Source organism: Oceanospirillum sediminis (assembly GCF_014164585.1).
Classification (GTDB): Bacteria; Pseudomonadota; Gammaproteobacteria; order Pseudomonadales; family Halomonadaceae; genus Oceanospirillum; species Oceanospirillum sediminis.
Map to the genome: position 1 here is coordinate 1 of NZ_JACJFM010000205.1, position 372 is coordinate 372.

General features: G+C 36.6%; 1 pseudogene. It reads right to left on the bottom strand.

Annotated features, from left to right (window positions below):
- Positions 1 to 372: pseudogene (gene thrA, locus H4O21_RS28420) on the bottom strand (bifunctional aspartate kinase/homoserine dehydrogenase I); the annotation flags it as partial.

Here is a 372-nt window from a genome sequence, read left to right on the forward strand (position 1 = left end):
ACTCTTCAACTGTGCCACTTTCTTGACCAGAAGGCGATAAAAATGATGTGTTTTCTATGTCCTCTAAATTCATTTCAACCCCACTTTCCCTGGCAAGAATTAGGATCTTACGTGCTACATCAACACCACTTAAATCAATTCTTGGGTCTGGTTCTGTATAACCTTCAGCACCAGCTTGCTTTACTACGTCGTAAAACTTAGTGGAATCATTAAAATTATTGAAAACAAAGTTTAAACTACCAGACAATACGGCTTGAATTGAAGTAACTTTATCTCCTGAGGCCACCAAATTATTCAATGTGTCAATAATAGGTAAACCTGCGCCAACATTGGTTTCAAATAAAAATGGCGCATTGTATTTTAATGACAAAC